This window comes from Gordonia sp. NPDC127522, from assembly GCF_042672305.1.
GTDB classification, from domain to species: Bacteria; Actinomycetota; Actinomycetes; order Mycobacteriales; family Mycobacteriaceae; genus Gordonia; species Gordonia hongkongensis.
Genome location: NZ_JBHXVK010000002.1, coordinates 274105 through 300148, shown reverse-complemented (window position 1 = coordinate 300148; position 26044 = coordinate 274105). Strand labels below are relative to the sequence as shown.

At 67.6% G+C, this 26044-nt stretch carries 20 protein-coding genes; 14 read left to right on the top strand and 6 right to left on the bottom strand.

All coding sequences use genetic code 11. The features are described from left to right. Nucleotides 1-62: 62 nt before the first annotated feature. Both ACFVHY_RS05655 and dinB read right to left on the bottom strand, forming a co-directional pair. Nucleotides 63-1550 (bottom strand): CitMHS family transporter, encoded by a 1488-nt coding sequence (locus tag ACFVHY_RS05655; RefSeq protein ID WP_390269486.1) that lies wholly within the window; start codon nt 1548-1550, stop codon nt 63-65. A gap of 121 nt (nt 1551-1671) precedes the next feature. Continuing rightward, nucleotides 1672-2916 (bottom strand): DNA polymerase IV, encoded by a 1245-nt coding sequence (dinB, locus tag ACFVHY_RS05650; protein ID WP_390269482.1) that lies wholly within the window; start codon nt 2914-2916, stop codon nt 1672-1674. A gap of 228 nt (nt 2917-3144) precedes the next feature. On the opposite strand from dinB, the gene ACFVHY_RS05645 reads away from it, so the two are divergent. The 12 genes from ACFVHY_RS05645 to ACFVHY_RS05590 are packed head-to-tail and all read left to right on the top strand — an operon-like array spanning nt 3145 to nt 17709. Beyond that, the gene (locus ACFVHY_RS05645) at nt 3145-4821 is read left to right on the top strand and encodes an ABC transporter family substrate-binding protein (protein WP_390269479.1); all 1677 of its coding nucleotides are present in this window, start codon (nt 3145-3147) and stop codon (nt 4819-4821) included. 11 nt (nt 4822-4832) lie between these two features. After that, nucleotides 4833-5795 (top strand): ABC transporter permease, encoded by a 963-nt coding sequence (locus ACFVHY_RS05640; RefSeq protein ID WP_390269477.1) that lies wholly within the window; start codon nt 4833-4835, stop codon nt 5793-5795. Beyond that, nucleotides 5792-6655: an ABC transporter permease gene (locus ACFVHY_RS05635; protein WP_390269474.1), complete on the top strand. Its 864-nt coding sequence runs from the start codon at nt 5792-5794 to the stop codon at nt 6653-6655. Before ACFVHY_RS05640 ends, ACFVHY_RS05635 begins: the two co-directional genes overlap by 4 nt. Next, the gene (locus ACFVHY_RS05630) at nt 6645-8168 is read left to right on the top strand and encodes an ATP-binding cassette domain-containing protein (protein WP_390269471.1); all 1524 of its coding nucleotides are present in this window, start codon (nt 6645-6647) and stop codon (nt 8166-8168) included. The genes ACFVHY_RS05635 and ACFVHY_RS05630 overlap by 11 nt, the downstream gene beginning before the upstream one ends. After that, nucleotides 8165-9652: a Y4yA family PLP-dependent enzyme gene (locus tag ACFVHY_RS05625; protein ID WP_390269468.1), complete on the top strand. Its 1488-nt coding sequence runs from the start codon at nt 8165-8167 to the stop codon at nt 9650-9652. The genes ACFVHY_RS05630 and ACFVHY_RS05625 overlap by 4 nt, the downstream gene beginning before the upstream one ends. A gap of 1 nt (nt 9653) precedes the next feature. After that, on the top strand, nt 9654-10994 hold the full coding sequence (locus tag ACFVHY_RS05620) for a pyridoxal-phosphate dependent enzyme (RefSeq protein ID WP_390269465.1): 1341 nt from the start codon (nt 9654-9656) through the stop codon (nt 10992-10994). Beyond that, nucleotides 10991-12232, top strand: coding sequence for an aminotransferase class V-fold PLP-dependent enzyme (locus ACFVHY_RS05615; protein ID WP_390269462.1), 1242 nt, complete (start codon nt 10991-10993; stop codon nt 12230-12232). The genes ACFVHY_RS05620 and ACFVHY_RS05615 overlap by 4 nt, the downstream gene beginning before the upstream one ends. Beyond that, nucleotides 12229-13521, top strand: a complete 1293-nt coding sequence (locus tag ACFVHY_RS05610) for an ATP-grasp domain-containing protein (RefSeq protein WP_390269459.1) — start codon at nt 12229-12231, stop codon at nt 13519-13521. The genes ACFVHY_RS05615 and ACFVHY_RS05610 overlap by 4 nt, the downstream gene beginning before the upstream one ends. Continuing rightward, the gene (locus ACFVHY_RS05605) at nt 13518-14792 is read left to right on the top strand and encodes an acetyl-CoA carboxylase biotin carboxylase subunit family protein (RefSeq protein ID WP_390269456.1); all 1275 of its coding nucleotides are present in this window, start codon (nt 13518-13520) and stop codon (nt 14790-14792) included. Before ACFVHY_RS05610 ends, ACFVHY_RS05605 begins: the two co-directional genes overlap by 4 nt. After that, nucleotides 14789-16075, top strand: coding sequence for an MFS transporter (locus ACFVHY_RS05600; RefSeq protein WP_390269453.1), 1287 nt, complete (start codon nt 14789-14791; stop codon nt 16073-16075). The genes ACFVHY_RS05605 and ACFVHY_RS05600 overlap by 4 nt, the downstream gene beginning before the upstream one ends. Then, nucleotides 16072-16821: a class I SAM-dependent methyltransferase gene (locus tag ACFVHY_RS05595; RefSeq protein ID WP_390269450.1), complete on the top strand. Its 750-nt coding sequence runs from the start codon at nt 16072-16074 to the stop codon at nt 16819-16821. The genes ACFVHY_RS05600 and ACFVHY_RS05595 overlap by 4 nt, the downstream gene beginning before the upstream one ends. A 51-nt stretch (nt 16822-16872) precedes the next feature. Beyond that, nucleotides 16873-17709, top strand: a complete 837-nt coding sequence (locus ACFVHY_RS05590; protein WP_390269447.1) for a class I SAM-dependent methyltransferase — start codon at nt 16873-16875, stop codon at nt 17707-17709. Nucleotides 17710-18051: 342 nt separating this feature from the next. Here the strand turns inward: ACFVHY_RS05590 and ACFVHY_RS05585 are convergent, their stop codons facing one another. From ACFVHY_RS05585 to ACFVHY_RS05570, 4 genes are all read right to left on the bottom strand, one after another. Continuing rightward, complete coding sequence (locus tag ACFVHY_RS05585; protein ID WP_390269444.1) at nt 18052-18456, bottom strand: VOC family protein; 405 nt, start codon at nt 18454-18456, stop codon at nt 18052-18054. Nucleotides 18457-18587: 131 nt separating this feature from the next. Beyond that, nucleotides 18588-19244, bottom strand: a complete 657-nt coding sequence (locus ACFVHY_RS05580) for a TetR/AcrR family transcriptional regulator (protein ID WP_390269441.1) — start codon at nt 19242-19244, stop codon at nt 18588-18590. A gap of 9 nt (nt 19245-19253) precedes the next feature. Then, on the bottom strand, nt 19254-21011 hold the full coding sequence (locus tag ACFVHY_RS05575) for an ABC transporter ATP-binding protein (protein WP_390269439.1): 1758 nt from the start codon (nt 21009-21011) through the stop codon (nt 19254-19256). After that, the gene (locus ACFVHY_RS05570) at nt 21008-22885 is read right to left on the bottom strand and encodes an ABC transporter ATP-binding protein (RefSeq protein ID WP_390269436.1); all 1878 of its coding nucleotides are present in this window, start codon (nt 22883-22885) and stop codon (nt 21008-21010) included. The genes ACFVHY_RS05575 and ACFVHY_RS05570 overlap by 4 nt, the downstream gene beginning before the upstream one ends. Before the next feature lie 604 nt (nt 22886-23489). Between ACFVHY_RS05570 and ACFVHY_RS05565 the strand changes: the two genes are divergently transcribed. Together ACFVHY_RS05565 and ACFVHY_RS05560 are read left to right on the top strand one after the other, a co-directional pair. Next, nucleotides 23490-24422, top strand: coding sequence for an ATP-binding protein (locus ACFVHY_RS05565; protein ID WP_390269433.1), 933 nt, complete (start codon nt 23490-23492; stop codon nt 24420-24422). Nucleotides 24423-24600: 178 nt separating this feature from the next. Then, the gene (locus ACFVHY_RS05560) at nt 24601-25923 is read left to right on the top strand and encodes a VWA domain-containing protein (protein WP_390269430.1); all 1323 of its coding nucleotides are present in this window, start codon (nt 24601-24603) and stop codon (nt 25921-25923) included. Nucleotides 25924-26044 lie beyond the last annotated feature (121 nt).

Here is a 26044-nt window from a genome sequence, read left to right as displayed (position 1 = left end):
GGAGGGCCGTCACGAAGGGTGTCCGACACCTGCGCTCCTCGCCCGCGGTCATCGATGCCGGATCAGAACGGGATGGCCCCGACCAGGACCCCGACGGCGAGCATCACCAGCGAGACGACCGTGGCGCGCCACAGGACCTTCTTGTGGTGGTCGGCCAGGGTGACCCCGGCCAGTGCGACCAGCAGCAGGATCGCCGGGACGAGCGGGCTCTGCATGTGCACGGTCTGGCCGGTGATCGATGCCCGCGCCATCTCGGTGGGGTCGATGCCGTAGCGGGTCGCGGTCTCGGACAGGACCGGCAGCACCCCGTAGTAGAAGGCATCGTTGCTCATCAGGAAGGTGAGCGGGATCGAGAGCACGCCGATCACGATGGCCATGTGGGGGCCCATCCAGTCGGGGATGCCATCGGCCAGCCAGTGCGCGATGGCGTCGACCATCCCGGTGCCGTTGAACACGCCGGTGAGGACGGCGGCGGCGAGGACCATGGCGACCACCGACACGATGCTCGAGCTGTGCCGGGTGATGGCCTCCTGCTGCTGCTTGATGTGCGGGAAGTTGATGGCCAGGGCGATGCCGGCGAAGATCATGAACAGCACCGGGATGGCGACGATGTCGGCACCGAGGATGGCCAGCAGGGCCACGGTGAGGCCGGCATTCACCCAGAAGAGCTTGGGGCGCAAGGTTTCCCGATTGGGGTCGAGGACGCCCGAGAAGGATGCGTCGCGGTCGTCGTCATCGGCGCCCGCCACGGGGCGGCTGAGATCGTGATCGCCGGTGGGAGCGTCGTCGTCGGCGCCCGAGCCCGTTCCCCCCGAGCCCGTTCCCACCGAACCCGAACCGCCTGCGCGGCGACCCTTCGGCGGCAGGCCGGTTCCGCCACCGGCGCCGACCAGTACCTCTTCCTTCGGGGCGAGGATCGAATCCCGGATCTCCAGCTTGCCGATGCGGCGGCGTTCGAGCACACCGAGGTGATAGGCGAAGAGCAGCACGACGACCAGCGCCGCCACCAGTGCGGGGACCATCGGGACGAAGACGTCGTTGGTGTCGATGTTCAGCGCACTTGCGGCGCGGGCGGTGGGACCGCCCCACGGCAGGATGTTCATCGTGCCGTTGGTGAGTCCGGCGACGACCGTGAGCACGACCGGGCTGACGCCGAGCTTCAGGTACAGCGGCAGCAGTGCGGCCGTCGTGATGATGAAGGTCGTCGAACCGTCACCGTCGAGCGACACGACGCCGGCGAGCACCGCGGTTCCGACCACCAGGCGTGCCGGGTCGTCGTGCACCGCGCGGACGACCGCCCGGACCACCGGGTCGAAGAGTCCGACGTCGATCATGATGCCGAAGAAGATGATCGCGAAGAACAGCATCGCCGCGGTGGGGGCGAGGTCCTTGATGCCGTCGGTGATCATGTCGCTGATGCCGAGACCGGCACCGGCGAAGAGGCCGAAGGCGACGGGGACGAGGATCAGCGCCACCACGGGCGTCGCCCGCTTGGTGATGATCAGCACCATGAAGGTGGCGACCATCCCGAGGCCGAGGGCTACCAACATTGTCTTACTCGATTCTGCAGCGGATGTGAGGGCGACCACACGGTGGCCACATCAGAAGTGTTGGGGTCACCGGCATCACAGTCACGCTTGGGCGCATAAGTAGCGTTTCGCGCTTTTCGCGCTAGTCGGGCAGCATCGGTGCGTCGTCGCCGTGGTTGCGTCCGATGAGCACCGCGCGGGTGACCGAGTCGCGGCCGAACCGGTCCCACAGCAGATCCATCGTCGCGTCGAGTTCTTCGGTAGCTGTCGGCCCGCTCGCTCCGCTCCCGGCGCCGATGTGATCGGTGTCGAGCGGCAGCGTCAGCTGGATGTTGTCGTGGTCGTCGAGGTTGGTCAGCGACAACCCGACCAGGGTGCATCCCCGTTCGCGGATGATCGGCATCGCGTCGGCGAGGAGGCCGCGCGCCGACGCCATGATGAGGTCGGTGCGGTCGGTGGACTCCAGCAGGGTGCGGGACCGGGTGGCGCGGGTGAAGTCGTCGAAGCGCAACCGCAGAATGACGGTCCGACAGACTCGTTCGGCGGTTCGGAGTCGTTTGCCCAGTCGTTCGACGATCGCGGTGATGGTCGCCTCGAGGTCGGCCTCGGACTTCGGGCGTCGGCCGAGCGCGCGTTGTGAACCGATCGAGCTGCGCCGTTTGCCGGTCTCCACCCGACGCGGGTCCTGGGCGAGTGACAGCGCGAAGAGGTGCCGTCCGGCGCCTGACCCGACGATGCCGCGCAACGACCGCTCCCCGAGCGCTGCCAGCTGGCCCACTGTGTCGACTCCTGCGTCGTGCAGCTTGGCCTCGGTGACCGGACCGACCCCCCAGAGTCGGCGGACCGGGAGCGGATGCAGGAAGTCGAGTTCGGTTCCCGGTTCGACGATGAGCAGGCCGTCCGGCTTGCCGACGGCGCTGGCGACCTTGGCGAGGAACTTGCTGCGTGCTCCACCGACCGTGATGGGAAGGCCGACCTCCTCGCGGACGCGGCGTCGGATCGTCGATGCGACGTCGTGCGGTGTACCGCTGATCCGGCCGAGACCCCCGACGTCGAGGAAGGCCTCGTCGACCGAGATGCCCTCGACCACGGGAGTGGTGTCGTGGAAGATGTCGAAGACCTCGCGGCTCGCCTCCATGTAGGCCTCGAACCGCGGCCGGACGACGATCGCGTCCGGACACAGCGCTCGCGCTTCGTGGCCGGGCATCGGCGACCGAACGCCGCGGGCCTTGGCCTCGTAGCTCGCCGCGAGAACGACGCCGCCACCGACGAGGACGGGCCGACCACGCAGGGAGGGGTCGTCCCGCTGCTCGACCGAGGCATAGAACGAGTCGAGATCGGCGTGCAGGATCGAGGGATCCCGCCGCTCCCGCCGCTCGATGCGCATAGAACATATGTTCGCATGCGGCTCCGACGCGCACCAGCGAGCCCGAGGCGACATCGAGCGTGGTGCCACCGCCCCCTCCACGCTGCTGCGTCGGCGACGACGGTGGTGGTGCCACCCCGCCGAACCCACTTCGCGCGCCTCGGGCTCGTGTGCTATTGATAATGGTTGTCATTAGCATTAGCACACTCCGCACGGCTCGTGCGGCATCAAAGGGGCGACCACGTAGTCATGAGAGTTACCTGGGGCCGGCGCGTCGTCGCCGGCATGGCACTGACGGCGGCGCTGGTCGCCGGGTGCAGTTCGAATTCGGAATCCGCGGACAACGCGTCGTCGCAGGCGCAGGCACAGGACATCAATGCGCAGGACGTCGCGTCCCTGCGGCAGGGGGGCGAACTCCGAATCCCTGTCGACGCACTGCCCACCAACTACAACCCGCTGCAGGTGAACGGGGCGCGGGTGGTGACCTGGCAGCTGGCCGAAGCCATCCTGCCCAGCGCGTTCCGTGACGGCGCCGACGGCAAACATGTTCTGGCCGAGGACTTCTTCTCGAGCGTCGAGCTGACCTCGGACTCGCCCCAGGTCGTGACCTACACGATCGCCGACGGGGCCGAGTGGTCCAACAGGCGGCCCCTCGACTGGGAGGACCTGCGGTCCCAGGTCGATGCCCTGAGCGGGGAGAACCCGGCCTTCGAGGGTTACAGCTCCGTCGGCTACTCGGACGTGGAATCGGTGACCCGCGGCGAGTCCGACCAGCAGGCCGTCGTGACGTTCGCCAAGCCGTTCGCCGAATGGCAGGGACTGTTCAACCTGATCGTGCCCAAGGAGGTGACGGCCGACCCGGAGGCGTTCAACACCGGGTGGCTGAACGAACCCACCATCACGTCGGGACCGTTCGTCGTCGATTCCGTCGATCCGGTGAGCAAAAGTGTTGTAGTAGAACGTAATCCGGAATGGTGGGCGACGACTCCACCGCTCGAGCAGATCAGCTTCCGCGCGCTCGACCCGTCGGCGCGGGCCGATGCCCTGGCCAACAACGAGATCGACCTCTACCCGATCGGCGGGGACATCGATCTGTTCACCCGCGCACAGTCGATCCCGGGCGTGGAAATCCGTCAGGCGTCCGAACGTCGGGCCGGCCAGCTGACGTTCAACGGTGCCGACGGCGCGATCCTCGCCGACGAACAAGTCCGCGTCGCCGTTGCCCAGGCCATCGATCCGGCGGCGATCACGAATGTCCTTCTCGGCGAGATCGTTCCCGGGGCCGCTCCGGTGGGGAATCACATCCTGCCGCCGACCGACACCGGTTACGTCGACAACTCCGGCACGCTCCCGTTCGATCGCGAGGCCGCCGAACAGGCTCTCGACGAGGCCGGTTGGGCCCGGGCCGGCGACGATGTGCGGACCAAGGACGGCGAACCGCTCACGTTGCGACTACTCGTCCAGAACACCCCGGTCGGGACCACGGTGTCCGGGGTCGTGCGAGATCAGCTTGCCGCCGTGGGAATCACCGCCGACGTCGTCTCGGTGTCTCCCGACCAGTTCTACGACGCCAACCTGCTGCCCGGGAACTTCGACATCGCCGCCTTCGAGTGGACGAAGTCCGCGTCCCCGTTCGCTCACGACCGCCCGGTCTTCCAGCAAGTGGAGGGTGAGGACTTCGGCAGCAACTACGGCCGGATCTACATCCCGGAGATCGACGCGCTCTACGACCAGGGGCTGGCCGAACTCGACGCCGACAAGCGCAACGAGATCGCGAACCAGATCGACGTGCTCGCCTGGGAGCACGCGCACCACCTCCCGACATACGCGGAGTCGGGTGCCTATGCCGTCCGCGCCGACCTGGCGAACTACGGTGCCCGCGGTCTCGGTGCATACGGCTTCGAGAAGGCCGGCTGGCAGCAGTGATCGCACGCCGGTTGATCGGAGGCACGTGCCTGTGTCTGGCAGCGACGTTCGTCGCCTACGCACTGGCATCGTGGAGCTTCGATCCACTGGCTGATCTGGAGACCCGACAGCCACGACCACCGCAGGCGGTGATCGACGCGCAGGCCCACCGGCTGGGCCTGCACCTACCGATTCACGAGCGCTTCCTGCAGTGGCTGTCGGGCCTCCCTTTCGGGGACCTGGGCGTGACCGTCGGCAATCAACCGGTCGCCGACGAACTGTGGCGGCGGGCCGGAACGAGCATGCGGCTGTACCTGATCGGCGCGGCGGTGGCCGTCGTGGCGGGCGTCGTCCTCGGCGTCCGCGGTGCGATGTCGACGCGCCGCGGCGCCGACCAGTTCTCGCTGCTCTGGACCCTGGCCCTGATCGCGATCCCGACCTTCGTCCTGGGCACACTGCTCAAGATCCTGTGGCTGCCGGTCAACACGATGACCGGGCAGCAGATCCTCTACTTCTCCGGCGAGCAGACCGTCGGCGCGAACCTGTCGGGTGGCGCCGCCCTCCTCGACCGACTCCAGCACCTCGTCCTGCCCACGATCTGCATCGCACTCCCCCAGTTGGCGTTTTTCGCCCGATATCAGCGCGCGGCCGCGCTGGATGTCCTCGGCAGCGAGTTCATCCGTACCGCCCGCGCCAAGGGCCTGTCCGGCCGTCAGGCCTTCTGGCGACACGGCCTGCGTTCGGCTCTGGTTCCGGTGATCTCGTTGTTCGCCTTCAGTTTCGGCATCCACCTCGCCGGCGGCGTCTTCACCGAACGGGTCTTCGGCTGGCATGGTCTCGGTGACTGGGTACTCACCGCGATCCACGATCACGACGCCACCGTCGTCGCCGCGGTGACCTTGTTCTTCGCGGTCCTCGTCGTGGTCGCCGGGCTCACCTCGGATGTTGTTGTGTCTCGGCTCGATCCGCGGATCCGGATTCAGGGTGTGCGATGACTCTGCTCACCGCAGCCGAGGTCACGCCCGGCAGGTCTGCTCCCCGACGCGGGACCCTGATGGCCGCCTCCGGCGCGACGTTGCTGCTGTTGCTGGTGATCGCGGCCCTGTTCGGTCCGCTCGTCGCCGGATCCGACCACCTCACCCAGCGTCACGACGAGATCCTGGCACCCCCGAGTGGCGACCACTGGTTCGGTACCGGGCGGCTCGGCGAAGACGTTGCCGCACAGACCTTCCACGGCATGCGGAAGTCGTTGCTCATCGGAATCGCGGTCGCCGTGATCTCGACGGCGCTGGCCGCGCTGATCGGATCCTTCGCGGGTTTGCTGGGCGGCCGCACGGATGGGGTGACGATGTGGGCCGTCGATGTCCTGCTGGTGCTGCCACCGATCGTCGTGGTCGCCGTGTTGTCCCCGGGCTTCTCGGACGGGTCCTGGTTGCTGCTGGTCGTCGCCATAGCGCTGTTCCAATGGATGCTTCCGGCCCGCATGATCCGTTCCCGCACCCTGGTGCTGCGCGAGAGCGGCTTCGTCCGAGCGGCCACCGCGATGGGTGCCTCCCGCGCCCGGATCATCTGCCGCCACCTGATACCGAACATGGTGCCGCTCCTGGTCATCGACGTCACCCTGACCGTCGGCACCGCCGTGATCGCCGAAGCCGGACTGAGCTACTTCGGATTCGGCGTCCAGCCACCCGACGTGTCGCTGGGCACGCTGCTCTCCGCCGGAAGCACATCGGCGGTGACCTTTCCCTGGGTCTTCGTGTTCCCGGCCGCCGCACTGGTGGCCACGGTGATGGCGGTCGGGCTGCTCGGCGAGGGAGTCCGCCTACGACTTGACGAGCCGCGCCATGAACGCTGAGCATCCCGTCCTGCTCGAGGCCCGCGAGCTCGCCGTGTCCATCGACGGGCACCGCGTGGTCCGGCACGCATCGTTCGACCTACAGGCCGGCCGGGCCCTGGGAATCGTCGGTGGTTCCGGCTCGGGCAAGACAATGACCGCCTCCGTTCTCCTGGGCCTCGCCCCGCCGCGGGCGACGGTCACCGGTTCGGTCCGTCTCGGCGGTCGTGAACTGCTCGGGCGCGACGAGCGCGCCTGGTGCGGCATCCGGGGCCGGCAGATCGGCTGGGTGGGGCAGGACCCGCTCGCCTCACTCACGCCCACGATGACCGTCGTTGATCAGATCGCCGAGGCCATCACAGTCCATCACCGCACAGGTCGCCGCGCGGCACGCGAGGAGGGCGTCAGATTGATGGAGGCGGTGGGTATCCCGGACGCGCGCCGTCGCGCCGGCGCCTACCCGCACGAGTTCTCCGGCGGCATGCGACAGCGGGTGGCGATCGCCATCGCGATCGCCAACGAACCTGACGTTCTCGTCGCCGACGAGCCGACCAGCGCACTCGATGCCTCGGTCGGCGCGCGGATCCTCGATCTGTTCGACGAACTCGTGCAGCACCGCCGCCTCGCGATGCTCGTCATCTCCCACGACGCAGCGGTGATCGACAGGTTGTGCCACGACACGCTCGAGATGGACTCCGGTGTACTCGGCCCCCGTACCCGTCCACGGCCTGCGGATCACAGTCTAGGGAGGTCGCCGGCACGGTCACGGCCGGAGACCCCCGAGGTCCTCGCCATCCGCGGGCTCACCGTGCGCTACCCGGGACGACGGGGTGTTCGCGGCACCCGGGAGCACACGACGGGGTGCGTCGACGTCGACCTCGATGTTCGAGCCGGCGAAGCCGTTGCCCTGGTGGGCGAGTCGGGAAGTGGAAAGACGACTGTGCTCAACCAGGTGCTCGCCCTGCGTGCTCCGGTCGAGGGGACCGTCGAACTGTTCGGCACCCCGGTCGGCACTCTGGACCGACGCAGCAGGCACGCACTCCGCCGCCGGTTGGGCACCGTATTCCAGGACCCCGGCGACTCGCTCGATCCGCGGATGACAGTGGCCGACCTGATCGCCGAGCCCATGCGTATCCACCGGCGCTCCCCCGATCCCGTGCGGATCGACGAGCTGCTCGTACGGGTCGGTCTGACCGCCGACCTGCGCACGAGGCGCCCCGCGGAGTTGTCCGGCGGCCAGCAGCAGCGGGTCGCGATCGCGCGTGCGATCGCACTCGAACCCACACTGCTGTTGCTCGACGAGCCGGTGTCCGCACTCGACGCCCCACTGCGCGAGGACATCATGTCCCTGCTCGACGACCTGCGCACCGAGTCCGGACTGGCCTACCTGATGGTGTCCCACGACCTCGCGCTGGTGCACCGCTTCGCGGACCGGATCGTCGAGCTGCAGTCCGGACGGGTCGTGCACCCCTCTGTCCCACAGCCGAATTCACCCATTCTGCCCACACCCCCGGAACTGGAGACCACGACATGATCGGACCACCCCCGCTGCATCTGACCCCTGCGCTCTCGGCGGAAACGGCATCGCTGCTCTCCGAAGCCACGCTGCTCCACCAGCTCGTCAGCGCCCTCGGATCTCCGCTCAACGTGCTTCTGCCCCAACGAATACGAACCAATGTCACCGCGTTCGGCGAGGTCATGGCCGCACACCGGATCGGCGGACACGTCTACTACGCGCACAAGGCGAACCGGTCCAGTGCGCTGGTTCGGGAACTGGCCGCCACCGATGCGCGCATCGACGTCGCCTCGCCCGCCGAGCTCCAGCACGTCCTCGGCGCGGGCTTCAGCCCGGAACGGATCATGGCCACCGGCCCCAAGACACCGGAGTTCGTGTGGCTGTGCGCCCGCAGCGGCATCACGGTCAACGTCGACGGAACCGACGAGCTCGCCCTGCTGGGCCGCATCGTCTCCGGTGCCCGTCTCCCCCGGGTCGAGGTCCTCGTCCGGTTCTCCGAGTTCCGAACCGCCGGCACCACCCTCCTCACCAAACCGTCGCGCTTCGGCTGCGGCGCCGAGGATCTCGACACCGTGCTCGCTCTACTCGACAAGTTCCGCGACGAGGTGCGGTTGCGTGGCGTGGCCTTTCACCTGGACACCGTCGGCATGCCGGAGAAGACACGAGCCATCGAGGGGAGTCTGCACCTGCTCGACGAGTTGGTGCGGCGCGGGCACGCTCCGACGGTCCTCGACATCGGTGGCGGGTACGGCGTGAACTACCTGTCGTCGGCTACCGAGTGGGACGACTTCACCACCGCGCTGGGTGCGGCACTGCTCGGCAAGCGCGACCACATCACCTGGCAGGGCAGCGGATACGGACTCCGCAACGATGGTGGACGTCTCCGGGGAACCCTCGGTCTGTATCCGGCCCACCGTCCGGTGGCCGGCCCCGCGTACCTCGACGGATTGTTGAGCTCGGCGGCACCGACGATGCAACGCCCCCTCGGCACGATCATCCTCGAGAACATGTACGACCTCGCCATCGAGCCGGGCCGGGCCCTGCTGGACCAGTGCGGGTTCGCGATGGCCCGAGTACTCGAGATCCGCCGCTCCCCCACCGGCGAGGCCCTCGTCCGCATGGACATGAACGCCCGCGATGTCAGTCTCGAAGAACATGGCGTGCAACTCGATCCGGTCCTGGTGCCGCGGAACTCCGCGCCCCGACCCGCGGGGAGTGGTTACCTCATCGGCAACCTGTGTCTCGAATCCGACCTGATCAGCCGACGGCGGATCTTCTTCCCGGCGATGCCGATCGCGGGCGACCTACTCGCCTTCCCCAACACCGCCGGCTACTTCATGGACTTCAGCGCCGATCACGCACTCGGCCAACCGGTCGCCACCAAGGTCGCGATGTATTCCGAAGCCGGCGAGTGGAAGTGGAAACTCGACGACCAGTACTGGCCACTGTCGCCGCAGTGGCTCGATCCCTCTTTCGACCAGATGACCAGCCAGGAGCCCTGAGATGATCTACGACAGCATGACCGATGTCATCGGCAACACCCCCTTGGTCAGGATGGCACCGTCGGTGACCGGCCTGCGGAACATCGACCTCTACGCCAAGCTGGAGATGCTCAACCCCTTCGGATCGGTGAAGGATCGTGCGGCATGGTCGATGGCACAGCCCGGCCTCGACGACGCCGCGGCGGGTGACCGCACGATGATCGAACTCTCCAGCGGCAACACCGCCAAGGCGCTCGCGGTGATCGCGGGCATGCACGGTGTACGGTTCCGCTCGGTCACCAACCGGATGAAGGTCCCGGAGATCAAGGACCTGCTGCTGCTGCTCGGCGCTGACATCGAGGAACTGCCCGGCCAGGCCGAGTGCCTGGACGTCACCGACACCGACGACCCGCTCGCCCGCATCCATCGGGCGGTGTCGGAGCCGGGAAGCGGCTTCTTCCACACCGATCAGTACTTCAACGACCGAAATGTGCAGTCGCACATCGACGGCACCGGCCCGGAGATCGTCGCCGACCTCGGCGGCGCACCCGACCATTTCATCGCATGCGTCGGGACAGCCGGATCGTCGACCGGTGTCGCCACCGCGCTGCGCGCCGTCGATGCCGACGTGCACGTGCTCGGTCTGGTGGCCGCGAAATCGGACTTCATACCCGGTATCCGCAACATCGACGAGGTCCACGAGGTCGGCCTGTTCGACCCGGAGACCTACGACGAGATCGAGGCGGTCAGTGCCGACGAGGCCATCGACGGCATGCTCGACCTCGTCCGCCGGTGCGGGATGCTCGCCGGACCGACCGGCGGCGCTGCGTATTTCGGCGCGCTGCGTCACCTCGCGAAGATCGACAGCCAACTCGAGGGCACCGGACGACGCGAATCCGCCGTGTTCATCGTCTGCGACCGGGTCGAGAGCTACATGAGTTACGTCCGCACTCGTCGCCCCGAGCTGCTGAAGCAGCCACCGCGCACCCATGACGTCCGCAACCTCGGGGACCAGGACCTCGCCGCAGCAGACGTCGTCGACGCCGCCGAGGCCCGGGCGTGGATCACCCAGGACCGGCCCACGGTGATCGACCTGCGCGGAGGTTTCGCCTTCGCGGCCGCCCACATCGAGGGATCGATCAACATCGTGGACGAGGTCTTCGCCGAACTCCTGCACGGCGGTCTGCCGGTGGGGGCCGATCAACCGGTGCTCTTGGTGTGTCCCGTGGGTGAGAAGTCGTTGCGTTACAGCGCTCTCATGCGCCGGATGGGACATCGCGATGTGCGCAGCCTGTCCGGCGGCGTGATCGCCTGGCGCGACGCAGGCGCACCTCTGGTCCGGGGCTCGGGGGTCGGCCGATGACCACACCGGGGCTGCTCTCCTCGCAGCTGACCGATCCCGCCGCGGTCATCGAGCGGTTGGGTACGTGGAACCGAGAGGTCCGGTCCCAGTTCCCGATACTCACGGGCCACCCCGACCGGGCGTACCTGGACAGTTCGGCCACCGCCCAGAAGCCGCAGGCGGTCATCGACGCCGTGAACGGTTACCTGTGCACGACCAACGCCAACGCCGGTCGCGGCACGTACACCTGGGCGAACGCCACCACCGACATCGTCGAACAGGCACGCGGGCGGGTGGCGCGGTTTCTCGGTGACCTCGGAACGGGCGACTCGTCGGTCACCTTCACCAGCGGCACGAGCGCCGGTCTACGCCGTATTGCCCTGGACTGGTTGACAACACACCTGCGCGACGGAGACCACATCATCGTCCCCTTCGCCGATCATCAGGCCAACCTCCTTCCCTGGACCGAGGCCGTCGAGATGCTGTCGGCCCGGGGAATCGAAGTCCGGGTCGACGCCTTGCCCTATGAGTCCACCGGCACAGGCGATTACGACATCGACGCGCTGCGTCGACTGTTGACGCCGAGGACCACCTTCGTCGCCGCAACCCATGTCCATCACGTCTACGGCAACGACATGAACGTCCACCGGTTACGCGAGGCCGTGGGTCCGGACGTCGTCATCTGTCTCGACGCGGCACAGAGTGTGGGACATCTCCCGGTCGATCTCGACGCGCTCGACGTCGACTTCGCCGTCTTCTCGGGTCACAAGGCACTGGCGCTCCCCGGGATCGGTGCCATCTGGGCACGCAACCGACGCGGACACCGGTTCGCACCGAACGGTTGGTCGGGGACGCCGAACACCAGCGGGATCGTCAGTCTGTGCGCCGCTCTCGACTGGCTCGATGCCGCCGGGCCGGAACGGATCCACCAGTGGACACTCGCACTCGGTGCGGTACTCACCGACGCGCTGTCGGCCATGGAGGTCTACGAGGTCCTCGGGTGCCAGTCCAGCCTGTCGCTCGACTCGCCGGTGCAGCGCCGCGTCGGCATCGTCACCTTCCGCCACCGGCACATCTCGTCCAACGACCTCGGTTTCATCCTCGACGGTCGGGGTCTGATGGTGCGCGCCGACGGCCACTGTCAGGGCCGCGACGGGGAGAAGACCGCGTCCGTGCGCGCGAGCCTGCACGCCTACACGTCCGCCGATGAGATCCACCGGTTGATCGAGGTCCTACGAGAACTGGAGAACGCGCGATGAATTCCGTCGTCGTGATGGTCGACCTCTACGCCCCGACGCTGCGTCTGGCCCGCGGCTTCCTCGACGCGGGGCACGAGGTGATCCGTGTGCAGAGCACGCCACAGGTGCCGCCGGCCTACGGCGGCTTCGACGAACCCGGCTTCGCACCACCGATCGTGCACGAGGGCTCCATGTTCGACGGGCCCGGCCTCGACCGGACGGCGGCCGCCGTTGCCGCACACCGGCCGGTCGCGGTGATCACCGGCGGCGAGACGGGCGTCGAACTCGCCGACGCACTGGCAGAGCGACTCGGTCTGCCCGGCAACGGCACCGCGCTCAGCTCCGTGCGCCGAGACAAGTTCGGCATGATCGATCGGCTGTCCGAGTGCGGCCTGCACACCGCCGCCCAGGCCCGTGTTCCCGACGGGACGGTGGCCGCGGAATGGCACCGAGCCCGAGGCGGTCGCGTGGTCGTCAAGCCGACGCGCAGCTCCGCGAACGACGGCGTGCATTTCTGTGACACCCCGGAGCAGACGCAACTCGCCGTCGACCGGGTCGCTTCATCCGACAACATCTTCGGAATCCGGAACGAGGGTGTGGTGGTGCAGGAGTTTCTGGTAGGCGGCGAGTACGTGGTCAACACGGTCAGCTGCGGGGGTCGCCATCGCGTCACCGACATGTGGAAGTACACCAAGATCTCCGCCAACGGTGTGACCGATCGCGTCGCCGCCGCCACCTCGATCGCGGTCGACGACCCGATCGGGCGACGGCTCGCCGACTACGGCGTCACCGTCCTCGACGCACTCGGGATACGTTTCGGCCCAGCACATCTCGAGATCATGATGACCGCGGAAGGTCCGGCGCTGGTGGAGGTCGGGGCACGGTTGTGCGGCGCCGACACCGCCTACTTCGCCGACCTCGCCGTCGGGGAGTCCCAAATCGACTGGACGGTCCGGGCTTTTCTCGACCCTGAGAGCTTCCGGGAAGGTCATCGACGGCCACGACAGCAGCGTGCCCATACCGCGATGGCCTTCCTGACCTCTCCGGTGGCGGGGAGACTACGCGGTTACCCGAAACTCCCTGAGGTGCAGGCGCTGCCCAGCTATCACAACCATCAGGTCATCGTCGAACCGGGCACCCCCATCTCGGTGACGATTTCCGACGTCACCGAACCGATGATGATCGGCCTCAGCCACCCCGTCCGCGACATCCTCGAACGCGATCTCGCGACCGTCATGTACCTCGACGGCGAGGGCTTCTACGACGTGGATCGTCCCGATGCCGACGCAATGACGGGCGCCCCATCGTGAGTCGGCACATCGTGGTCCTCCACCGGTGGGCTGCCCCCTACGCGCTGTACGAGGACTACGTCGATCACACCGTCGACCGGGTCAGCTACATCACGACACCCACGGGCGTGGACGGGGTGCCGGCCGGTGCCGCGGCGATGCGGATCGTCGCGGCCACCGACGATCCGGACGAGGCCGAAACCGCCCTGCGCAGTCTCGAAGTCGCGCTCGGCGATGCCGACGCGGTGATCGCGCTCAAGGAGGACGATCTCCTGGTGGCGGCCGGGTTGCGTGCGCGGCGCGGTCTGCCGGGTTGGTCGGCCGACGACCTCCGGGTGTTCCGCGACAAGTTGGCGATGGCCAAGGCGGCGGCCGACACGGGCGAGCAGATGCCGGTCTCCGCCGCGGCCGAGACCGCCGACGACATAGCTGGTTTCGGACGTGCGCATGGTTGGCCGGTGGTTCTCAAACCCCGGTTCGGCAGCTCCAGTACCGGGGTCGACGTCGTGGCCGAAGACGAACTCGCCGCCTTCGACCTCGAGGGTCGCGTGGCGAGTCTGGGTCCACATCTCGTTCAGACGGTAGCGACCGGAACCCTCGTACACGTCGACGGCGTGCACGCCGACGGCGCGTTACCGGTATGGCGTGCGCACCGTTACCTCAACACCCCGTTGGGATTCCGGGCCGGCGGCTGGGTGGGTTCGGTGGAGATCGACGACCCGGCGGTCCTGCGCAGTCTGCACGATCACACGTTGTCCATCGTCTCCCGCCTCGCACGGGGACGGTCCACCGTCTTCCACCTGGAGACTTTCGTGTCGTTCGGGGACTCCGGACCGACCTGTAGTTTCCTCGAGGTCGGGGCGCGGGTCGGTGGCGCCGAGATCCCGTTGCTGTGGCGCGACATCCACGGCCACGATCTGATGGGTGTCGCCTTCCGGCTGGCCCTCGGCGAGCCCGTCGAGATCCCGGCACCGGATTTCCGCGCCGGGCGCGGTGAACTGGCCGGGTTGCTGTTGGTGGCGGCCCCCGCGCAGCGGCCGTGTGAGATCACATCGACTCAGACCGCCCTCGGGACCGATTGGGCGCCAGGCGAACTCTACGGTGAGAACGTGGTACCGGCGGGAGAGGTCATCAGCGACGCCGACGCATACTACGAGCACGTCGGCGGCCGATACCGTTTCCGCGGCCACGACACCACCTCGCTCGAGAGAGCGATACGAACGGTCGCCGACCGGGTCCGTATCAGCGGCCGAACGGTGCCGGCGCCACGTCCTCGGAGTGTCCCCGTATGAAGCGCTATCTCGAACTCTGGCGAATCCCCGGGGCCCCGGCGCTCATGGTCTGTGGCACGATCGCTCGGCTCGGCCACGGCGTGACCATCGTGGCGTGGCTGCTGCTCGTACGCGCGGTGAGCGGCAACTACGCCGAGGCCGGGTTGATCGCGGGTGCCATCTCTCTGGCCACGGCCTTCGCCGCGCCGGTCGCCGGTCGGCTCGTGGACCGGTTCACCGTGTCGCGCGTGCTGCCTGTCATCGCCGCGGCCTATTCGGTCACCCAGCTGATCCTGCTCACGGTCGCGCTGACCGACCAGCACGTCTCGATGATGCTCGCCGTCGCGGTCGTCACCGGCGCGCTGTTCCCCCCCATCTCGCCGGCGATCCGAGCCGGGTGGACACACCTGACCCGAGCCGGCTCCGGGCATGAAGCCCAGCGGACCACGGCGATGGCCGCGGAGTCGACCGTGTTCGAACTGGTCTTCGTGCTGGGTCCACTGCTGCTGTCGGCGTTCGTCATCGCTACCGAGGGCCTCGGGGTCGATGACGCGGCGACCGCCGGAACGGCCTCGGCGATCGTGGTGGCCTCACTGACCACCGTGCTCGGCACCGTGGCCGTTGCCCGGGGTGCCGCGCTGCGCTCGGTGTCGGCAAACGCCGAAGGCGGACGGACCGTCGGACTCGGACCCCTTCGCGTGCCCGGTTTCCCGACGATGCTCGTCATCACCGCTGCCATCGCCTTCGGCTTCGGTGCCTCACCCGTGGCGATCGCGGCGTTCGCCGACGCGCACAGCGGCGGTGACGGCTCCGCGGTCACCGGACTGCTCATCGCCATCTGGAGTCTGGGCAGCGCGGCCGGAGGACTCACCTACGGCGCACTGCCGTGGCCGGAGGCCACGATCAGCGGACTCGCGCGCCGGGCGGCGGTCGTGCTCGCCGCGCTCGCCGTCGGATACGCGGCGTGGAACCTGACCGACTCGGTTCCGGCGTTTGCCGCCATCCTGGTGCTGACCGGCGCGGTGATCGCACCGGCCACCGCCGTGCTGGCCGAACTCGTGGCGGCGGCCGTCCCGGCCGGCATGCTGACCGAGGCCTTCACCTGGTTCACCTGCGTCAACATGAGCGTTGCCGCGTTGGGTGGGGCGATCGCCGGACAGGTGGTCGAGAACAACGCCCACGGTGTATCCCTCGCGTTCTGGATCTGCGCCGTGGCGTCCGGCGCCGCAGGTCTGGCCGCACTCGCTCTCCGGATGTCCGCCCGCTCCCGCCGCGCGACGATGGACAGCGGAGCCTTGTCGTGAACCGGGATCTGGCCCTCGAATGGTTCGATCGATGGGAACGCCAGCAGGAGCGGTACGCCGTGGGACGGACCGATCGGTTCGAGGTGATCTGCGACGTTCTCGCAACGGGTTCGTCACCCCCGCAGGTGGTGGTCGACTTGGGCTGTGGCCCTGGTTCATTGGCAGCGGTCGTATCGCATGCGTTTCCCGAGTGCTCCGCGATCGCGGTCGATGTCGATCCGTTTCTCCTCGAAATCGGTGCGACTGTCCATCCCCACATCGAGTTCCGGCAAGCGGATCTCGGCGACCCGGGATGGACACGCGACCTGTGCGATCGACCGGTGTCCGCAGTCGTCACCAGCACCGCACTCCACTACCCACCGGCGCCGGTCCTCGCCGGGATCTACCGCGAGTGCTCGCACCTGTTGCGACCAGGGGGAATGTTGGTCAACGCCGATCATCTGTCCGCCGACTCTCCGGGCCTGCGCACCGTGGAATCGGTGGTCGCCGAGCGCGTGGGCGCTCGGCAGGGCGTCGTCGGGCGGGAGACATGGACCCAATGGTGGGATGCAGTCACTGACGAGCCCGAGTTCGCCGATCTGCTGGCACGCCGCTCGCGTGAGGTGCCGCCGCACGTCGCCGACAACGAGCTGACGGTCGACCAGCACCGCTCGATCATGCTCGCATCCGGGTTCGACGAGGCCGGCACCGTCTGGCAGGTGGGCATGAGCACCGTCATGGTCGGCATCGCGAGGGCATCGCGATGAGACGTCCGCCACTTTATCGGGAACCGTTGTCAACACGTCTACGCTGAACCCATGCCAGGACCGAGCATCGCCGAGATCTTCAACTCGACCAGTCCCGATTTCGATCTGGTGACTCCCCTGGTCTGGGGTCCGGCGGGTGAGACTCTTGTAGCGCGGGCTCGGGTCTCACTGGGCGATCGCGTTCTCGACATCTGTTCCGGGACCGGCGCCAGCGCGCTGGCCGCCGCACGGGTGGTCGGACCCAACGGACACGTCACGGCAGTCGACTTCGCCGCCGATCTGGTGGAGCGTGGCCGGACCAGCGCCTATGCGGCCGGTCTGCGCAACATTGACTTCCGAGTCGACGACGTGACCTCGCTCCCCGGGCGAGAGCACGACGAACACGACGTCATCACATGCGGTTTCGGCGTGTTCTTCCTGCCGGACATGGACGGTTCGGTGCGGAACCTGCTACCGCTCCTGCGCCCGGGGGGTCGTCTCGCCGTCGCCGTGTGGCACGACGACGCACTCTACGACTTCACCAGCGCCTACTTCGCGGAGGTCGCCCGTGTGAAGAACACGCCGCCGCCCCCCGACCCGCGCGCCCGGTCCGACGGCCCGCCCCATCCCATCACGCGGATCGACACCGAGGAGAAGATCACCGGGTGGCTCGAATCGCTTGGCGCAGTTGGAGTATCATCTTCCGTGCTCGAACTCCGTGTGCCGCGGACCGACGAGTTCTCCTGGTCGATGGTGCTCGGTAGCGGGTTGCGCGGCGCATTGTCCGGCCTGGACACCGACACCGTCGAGGATGTACGGGTCGGTTTCCTGCAGCGGTTGTCGGACGAGGGCATCACCGAAGTCGATTGTGACACACTGATTGCCGTGGGTGAACGGGTCGCCGACTGACCCTGCGCCACCTCATCCGCCGGCCGAGCAGCGTCGACCGAGCGCAGCCAAGCGCCGTCCGCTCCCCCGCCGGCCGAGCAGCGTCGACCGAGCGCAGCCAAGCGCCGTCCGCTCCCCCGCTGGCCGAGCAGCGTCGACCGAATGCAGCCAAGCGCCGTCCGCTCCCCCGCTGGCCGAGCAGCGTCGACCGAGCGCAGCGAGGACGCCGCGTCCGTCGAGGTCACCAAGTGGCTTCGACACGGCTCCTCGATCTCGACGCGCTCCTTCGTCGCTCGCTCGACCCGGCGGCTACGCTCGGTGCCGACTCGACCAGCGGGAGATCGGCTCGACCAGCTGAGTTCGTCACTCCGACATGACCGCGAGGTCCATGTACGACACTTCCCATGCGTGACCGTCGAGATCCCGGAAGCTGCGCCCGTACATCCACCCGTGGTCCTGCGTGTCCTGCCACGAGCTCCCTCCGGTCGCCAAGGCCTTGTCCACCAGAGAGTCGACGGCTTCGCGCGACTCGGCCGAGATCGCGAAGAGAACCTCGCGCTCGGTCGCGGTGTCGGCGATGCCACCGGTGATGAACTCCTGGAACTTCTCGGGCCTCATGATCATCACGAAGGACGACTCGTTGACCACCAGGCACAGGGTGGAGTCGTCGCAGAAGTCGTCGTTGAAGTCGAATCCCAGACCGCTGAAGAACTCTCGGGTCGCCGGGATGTCGGTGGCGGTGGTGTTGACGAACAGCATGCGGGACATCGGATCTCCATTTCGAGAGGTGTGGCGTCCCCGAGGTGGGACGGTCACGACGGTAGACACGTGCGATGGCGAGAACTCATCGGTGAGTTCGCCGACACTCAACGATGCACGTCGGCACGACTGCGCGGCGATCAGATCTCCGGCCAGGAATGCTCGAGTCCCGCGAGGATGAACTCCACCTTGGTGTCGACCACCCCTCGCTCCAACCAGGTTTCACGGGGTTCGATGATCGACCCACGGTCCACCACGCCCTTCACCTGCTCGAACCCGGAGACGCCGTCACTGTTGCGGGTCCGCCACGACTCCGCCCCCAGGTAGCTCGCGAAAACGGTGTCACCGATGAAGTCGAGAGCGAACATTGCCTGCTTGGCTGTCTTCCCGGTCGCCGCCAGACACTCCGCGTAGGCAGAGATGACGTGTTCGATCCGGGTGAAAGCGGGCGCGTAGCTGTAGACGACGCGGCTCAGACCGGGGTAGCCCTCGCAGAGCCGCCAGCACTCGTCCGCCCAGAGTCGCAGCACCGCACGCCAATCAGAGCCCTCGTCGGGTACGCGGAAGGTGGCAGCGATGTGGTCCAGGGTCGCGACGACGATGGCCTCACGCGAGTCGTAGAGCCGATAGAGCGCGGCGGTGACGACCCCGAGGCGCTTGGCGATCCCGGCCAGCGTGAATCGGTCGACACCCTCTTCGAGGACTGCGGCGACGACATCCTGTTCGGTGAACGCCGGTTTGCGCCCGGCTCTCTTGCCGATCCCTCGACTCACGGGCCCGCCGCCATCGCCATCCATGCGAACAGGCTAATTCGTCAGTTGCCAGCCCTGCGCATCCTCCAGCCGGTGCCAGAACTGCGCGTAGGTTCCGCCGGCGGCGAGTAGCTCGTCGTGCGTCCCCTGTGCTTCTACCCGACCGTCGGCGCCGAGCGCCACGATCCGATCGGCTCGCGCGATCGTCGACAGACGATGCGCGATCACGATGACCGTCGAGTCCTCGCGCAGCTTCTCGACAGCGGCGACGATGTTGGCCTCGTTCTCGATGTCCAGCGCAGACGTCGCCTCGTCGAGGAGGACGATGGGCGCCCGTTTCAGCAGCGCACGGGCAACCGCCACGCGTTGGCGCTCACCGCCGGACAGCGCGCGTCCGCCCTCACCCACGCGCGAACGCCAGCCGTCGGAGAGGCGATCGGCGATCTCGGTGACCCCGGCGAGTTCGGCGGCAGCCCGGACCTCGGTGGTCGACGCGTCACTCCGGCCGACGGCGACGTTGGCTTCGAGCGTGTCGTCGAACAGGTACACATCCTGGAAGACCATGGACAGCTGACCCATCAGTTGCTCGGTGGTCTGCTCGGTCACCGGCAGGCCACCGACCAGAACCCGTCCGGAGTCGACGTCGTAGAAGCGGGAGATGACCCGCGCGATGGAGGTCTTCCCACCGCCCGACGGTCCGACGAGAGCAACCATGGAACCGGCCGGCACCGACATCGTCACGTCGCGAAGTGCCGGCTGCGCGCCGGGTGAGTACGAGAACGTCACGTTGTGGAGTTCCACTGTCCCCGGCGCGGGAAGGTTTGTAGCCGTTCGTGGCTCGGGCAGTGTTTGGGCGGTGAGGACGTCGTCGAGTCCGTCGAGGAGCGGACGTCGTGATTCGAGGGCCATCGCACTGGTGGTGATCGCTTGCAGCGTCGAGGTGAACCGCAGTGCCAGGCCGATGAATGCCAGCGCCGGAATCGGATCCAAGCTGCCGTCGACCGCGAGTGAGCCGGTGACCGTGATGAGGATGACGATCACCCCCTGGGTCACCATGCCGCTGAGCAACATTCCGACGGTTTCGAGCCAGAGGCCGTTCCTCTTCGCCGTATAGGTGCCCTCGAGCGCCCGCTGCAGCGGCGCGTAATCCTCACTGCGCCCGCACGAGCGGATCGAGCCCTGACAGTGTGCGTATTCGACCACCCTGTTGGCGAGGGTCACCTCGGATGGCTCGTGGATCGAGCGTCCCTTGCGCATCAAAGCCGTGGACGCCAGCGTCATCACGACGAAGACCGGTACGGCAACGGTGAGGATCAGTCCGAGCGCCGGGTCCCAGAACCACGCGGCGACGATGATCACGAATGCCGATGTGCTCCGCGACACCAGCGGACCGAACATGTGCGCGAAGATCTCACCGGCCGACATCAACTCTGTCGACACCATCCGGGAGAGCGCGCCCGCAAGCGGTCGGGCGAACCAACCCAGCGGCTGCTTCGCCACCTGGTCCCCGACAAGCCGATGAAGGCTGCGCAGGAAGTCGAGCGCCACAACATAATTGGCCCGCTCAGCAAAGTAGTTCAGGCCGAAGCCGGCTACCGACAGGACCGCGAGCACCACGAGCCATCCGGCCAGTCCGATTCCCCACACCGCGGTGCCCTTGGCCAGTGCGGTGATGGTCGGCAGGAGAGTCGCGAGCGCGACTCCCTCCACCGCGCCGACGACCATGCTCGCCACGATGGCCGGACGCATCGCTTCTGGATGCGTGACCATGCGTCGCATACGCGGGACGATGTCGATCAAGGGCAGGCTCATCGCCGGGCTCCTTCGGTGGGGTCGAGCTCGGCGCCTCGGGAAAGACGTGATTGGGCGCCGGTGATCTGCCAGAGCCGCGCGTAATTCGGATGCTCGATCAACTCCTCGTGCATTCCGGTGGCGGTCACGTGACCGGACTCGATGACGATGATCTGGTCGACGCCTTTGATCACCTCGGGCCGGTGAGCGATGACGAGGACGGTCCTACCCTGCGCGAGCTCCGAGAGCGCCTGCTGGATCTGATGTTCGGACTCCGGGTCGGTGAGAGCGGTCGCCTCGTCGAGGATGAGAACCGGTGCGTCGACGAGCAGTGCACGCGCGATCGCGATGCGCTGGGCCTGGCCGCCGGACAACCCGGAGTCGGCACCATAGACGGTGTCGAAGCCATCCGGCAGGGCCTCGATGTCGTCGAGGATGCGAGCGGCCCTGGCTGCTTCGCGGATGTCGACGTCCGATGCGTCCGGCCGTCCCAGCGCGATGTTGTCCCGCAGGCTGATCCCCAACAACTGCGGGTCCTGGAGCACGAAACCCACGTGTGCGTACAGATCCGGCATGTCCGGGAGAGGAACGCCGCCGATGGTGATGGCCCCCGATCGCGGGTCGTCGAATCGTGCGAGCAAGGTGGCGATCGTGGACTTACCCGAGCCAGACGGGCCGATGAGCGCGGTGACGGTGTTCTGGCGCAAGGTGAAGCTGACGTCGTCCACGGCGAGAACGGTGTCGGGACCTGCGTCGTAGGCGTAGCTGACATGGTCGAAGACGACATCATGCGTACCCGGTTCGCGACCGGCCGGGTTGTCGGCGTCCGGCAGGACCGGGGTCCTCAACAACTCCGCGAGTCGCAGTGCGGAAGCACCGGCGATCTGCTGCGACCACATCGAGTTCATCAGTGTCTCGAGCGCGTACGGGATCAGCAGCGCGATGAGCGCCGTGGCGAGCACGTCGGCGATGCCGACCACGTCACGATGCACGAGCACCGCACCCACACCGAGGTTGATGAGCAGGATCAGCGGGACGGCAAGGATCGACGTCCCCAGTGCGGCAACACGAATGAGGGGCTTGACCCACTCGCTGTAGAAGTCGTAGAACTCGTCGGCCGACTCCTGGTAGCTGCGGTGCGCGCGGCCCACACGACCGAAGGCCTTGACCACCGCGATGCCCGTGACGAACTCGACCATCCGTGCGGACACCGTTGACAGACGCTGATCCATCTCCACTGTCTTCTCCCCCATCCCGCGCATGGACATCGCCATCGAGGCGATGTAGAGCGGCAGGGTGGCGACGGCGAGAAGTCCCAGCCGCCAGTCGATCACGAAGGCGTACACCATGAGTGCCGCCGGCATGACCACCGCGTTCGTCCCGTCGACCGGCTGGTGGGCGATGAGGTGATGGATGGTTCCGATGTCATCCTGGACAGCTTTGCGCACACGTCCGGAGTTGGTGGAGGTGAACCATGCCAAGGGCACCCGGGCGAACCGCTGGATCATGCGGACCTGGATCACGTGCCCGAGTTCGATGTCGGCGACGTGGGTCACGAGCAATGCGACGAAGTACACGAGCAATCGCAAAGCGAAGGTGATGACGAGTATGCGGACCCATCTACCGACCTCGTCGGAGTCGACCTGCGTCCCAGCCCCGTACGCGTCGAGCAGCACGCCGCCGATGTGCACGAGCGCGATGTAGGGGACCACAGCCAGCACAGCGGACCCGGCCGCGAGCAGGCGGCCGGCGACGAGCCGGCCGGCAACCGGTTTCAGCAACGTCTTGAGCGCGCGAGCGCCGGCCTTCTGCTTCGACTTCGCGTCGATGACGTCGGTTTCGAGACGCGGCGGGTCGTCGGGCGGTGTGATCTCGGTGGACGCAGCAGTCATCATCTCGGTCCCGTCGACGGTGGCAACCCGTCCCCACCGTCGACGGCGCAGAACACACCGATCGGTTGGTTAGGGTTGCCATACTCATTAGTGAATGGCGTTCACTTTAAGCATCGACGCCCGTCTTCGCAATAGGTCGACATGGCGTTCGCTTCCGGCCTAAATGACAACGGTTATCGTTACGGGATGGGTTGCGACGAGAATGCGGGAGACCGAGGCGGGCCGTTGGTGACCGTGTGCGCCGGACACCGGTGCAGCGCGCTGTGGCAGCTCCGCGACGAGACCGCCCGAGGGGTGGGCGAACACGAAGCGGTTGCGTGCTCACAGCAGCTGGGCGCCACGATCCGTACGACGCCGGGCGGGGTTCTCATCAAGACCAGATGCCTGGGTGTATGCCATCAAGGGCCGGTCGTGGGGGTTGCCTACCGTGACGCCGGGTCCACTCGCGCACGTTTCGGACACGCTTTCGCGACGGCCGACCGCGGGCCGGTGCTATGCGGTCTGATGCGCTGGATCGCCGGCATCCGGTCGTCTTCTGACTGCCGGGCCATTCCGCACTCGCTGCAGCCCGCACTCATCGTCGCGCAACAAGGCAGGTGACACCCGAATGGCGACCTACCCGTTCACCGCGGTCCTCGGACACGACTCGCTCAAGAGTGCGCTACTGATGACTGCCGTCGATCCGGGCATCTCCGGAGTGCTGGCGATGGGAGACCGCGGCACGGCCAAGTCCACACTCATCCGATCCCTCGGGGATCTGATGACGACGGCGGGAATGACCGCGCCGGTGGTCGACCTGCCGCTCGGAGCGACCGAGGACCGCGTCGTCGGCGCGCTCGATGTGGATCGCGCGTTGCGCGACGAGGAGGCCGTGTTCCGCCCCGGCCTTCTGGCGGAAGCGCACGGCGGTTACCTCTACATCGACGAGGTGAACCTGCTCGACGACTTTCTGGTGGACCTCCTTCTCGATGTCGCCGCCAGCGGGTTCAACATCGTCGAGCGCGACGGCATCAGCCACCGGCATCCGGCGCGATTCGTCCTCGTCGGTTCCGGCAACCCCGAGGAGGGTCAATTGCGGCCACAGCTGGAGGACCGGTTCGGCCTGTCCACCCATGTGCAGACGATCAACGACGTCGCCCTCCGGACGCGCATCGTTCGTCATCGTCTCGAGTTCGATTCCGACCCCGACGGTTTCGCAGGCAGGTTCGCGGTGTCGCAACATCGGCTGGCCGAACGCCTCACCACTGCCCGCCGCCTGGTGGACGAGGTCGAGGTCGGCGACCGGGCACTCGAGTCCGCCGTGCGGTTGTGCGTCGAGGTGGGTGCCGTCGGACACCGAGGCGAAGTGATGCTGATCCGCGCAGCTCGCGCGCTGGCCGCACTGCGTGAACACCCGACCGTCACCTCGGCCGACCTCGCAGACGCGGCGATTCCGGTTCTACGCCACAGGATTCCGCGCAACCAGTTCGAGGGTCCGGCGGCACCCTCGGCGCGGGTGCGGAACGCGGTGGTGGCGGTCGTCGGCCGTTCGGCAGCCTGAGGTGGTGCTGCCGTGGCAACGACCTCCGGAGTCGTTTCTCGATGCGGGGGAGGTCCACCTGTGCCGGGCATGGCGCAACGGTGGCCGATTCGGTTTGCTGCTGGTCGGCGACGCCGGCCGGCGGGACGCGGTCTTGGCGCACCTTCGCCCTCCGTCGGCGGTCACGATCACAGCGGCGATGACCGAATCCGACGTGACCGCCGACGTGACCGCCACCGGCGTGCCGATGCCGTCGGTTCTCACACGGGCCTCGGGTCCGGACGGCGCCGTCATCCCCACCGCCGACCTGGTCGACCCCGCTGTCGCCGCGCTCCTCGACTGTGATCGAATCCTCGCGTCTGCTCCTGACGTCGAAAGTGTTCCCGGAGCGCTCCTCTCGCGTCTGCCCGCCATCGTCGGACTGGGAGTCGTGCCGGCGGCCAGGTGTCGGCGCCTGCCCCTCACCGACTTCGACGACCGGACCGAATGGATCGTGAGATCCCTGGCCGTCAACGGCTTCGACGACCACCGGTTGGACATCGGAGCCTGTCGATGTCTACTGGCCGTGGATGAGGCGTTCGTTTCGCCGACGAGGATGCTGGCACGTCACCTCATCGGGCCGCGACTGGGGCCGATGGTCGACGCAGCCGTCATCGCCCCTGCGCACGCCGACCAGACGCCGTCCGCCGAAGGGGCCGCCGACGGCGACTCGGGGGACGAACTCGGCCACGACGAAGCGGACGTGACGCGGGTACCCGATCCCGAAGCCGGCACCGCGACCACGCCCGAGTGGGCGAACGTGTCAGCGGCGCGCCGCTACCTACTGCAGAAGCGGCCCGGAAGGCGGGGCGCGCCGGCCCTGACAGGGCGCGGTCGGGTCCGGCGTGTCGTCGACTACGACGTGGCACTCGGACTCGACATCCACAAGACGCTGGCGGCAGCCGCGCGCCGGGGAGGGGTCAACCGGGATACGCTGCGGAGCAGCTTCCGGACCCGCCGCGGTGGCCGACTCACGATCATCATCGTCGACCGGTCGGATTCGATGAGCGGTGTGAAGGGTCGCGTCGCGGCGGGTAGGGCCATCGGCGCGATCCACGAGTCCATCGGCGCCAGATCGAAAGTGGCCGTGATCTCAGCCCAGGGAGCAACGGCGCAACTTATCGTGGAACCTACGCGTGACGTACGGGATGCGCACGCTACGATCACCCGGTTGCCGGCGGGCGGCGGCACTCCCCTGGCATCGGCGTTCCTGCTCGCCGTCGGCCTGGTCGGGGACGACCCGGTCACCGGGGTGCGAGTGCTCGTGGTGTCCGACGGCGGATCGAACGTCCGGCTCGAGGAACACGTGACCGGGACAACAGAATCGCCTGCTGCTCAGGCAGAGGCGGCGCTGGGACTTCTCGTACGACGTTGCGAGCAGGTCCTGGTGCTGCCGACGGCCAACCCCGGCGTTCGCATTCGTCCCGCCGACATCGAGTGGCTGACCAGGGCCGGCGCGATCATTCGGACCGGGCTCAACTGAGTCCCCGTCCGTCGGTCACGTGTCGACTCCGAAACCATATGTCGCATAGCGATATTCGCATTTGAATCCGAAATCAGAACGTGTTTCACTTCTCGCGTCCGGGTATCGAGGAGGATCGAGG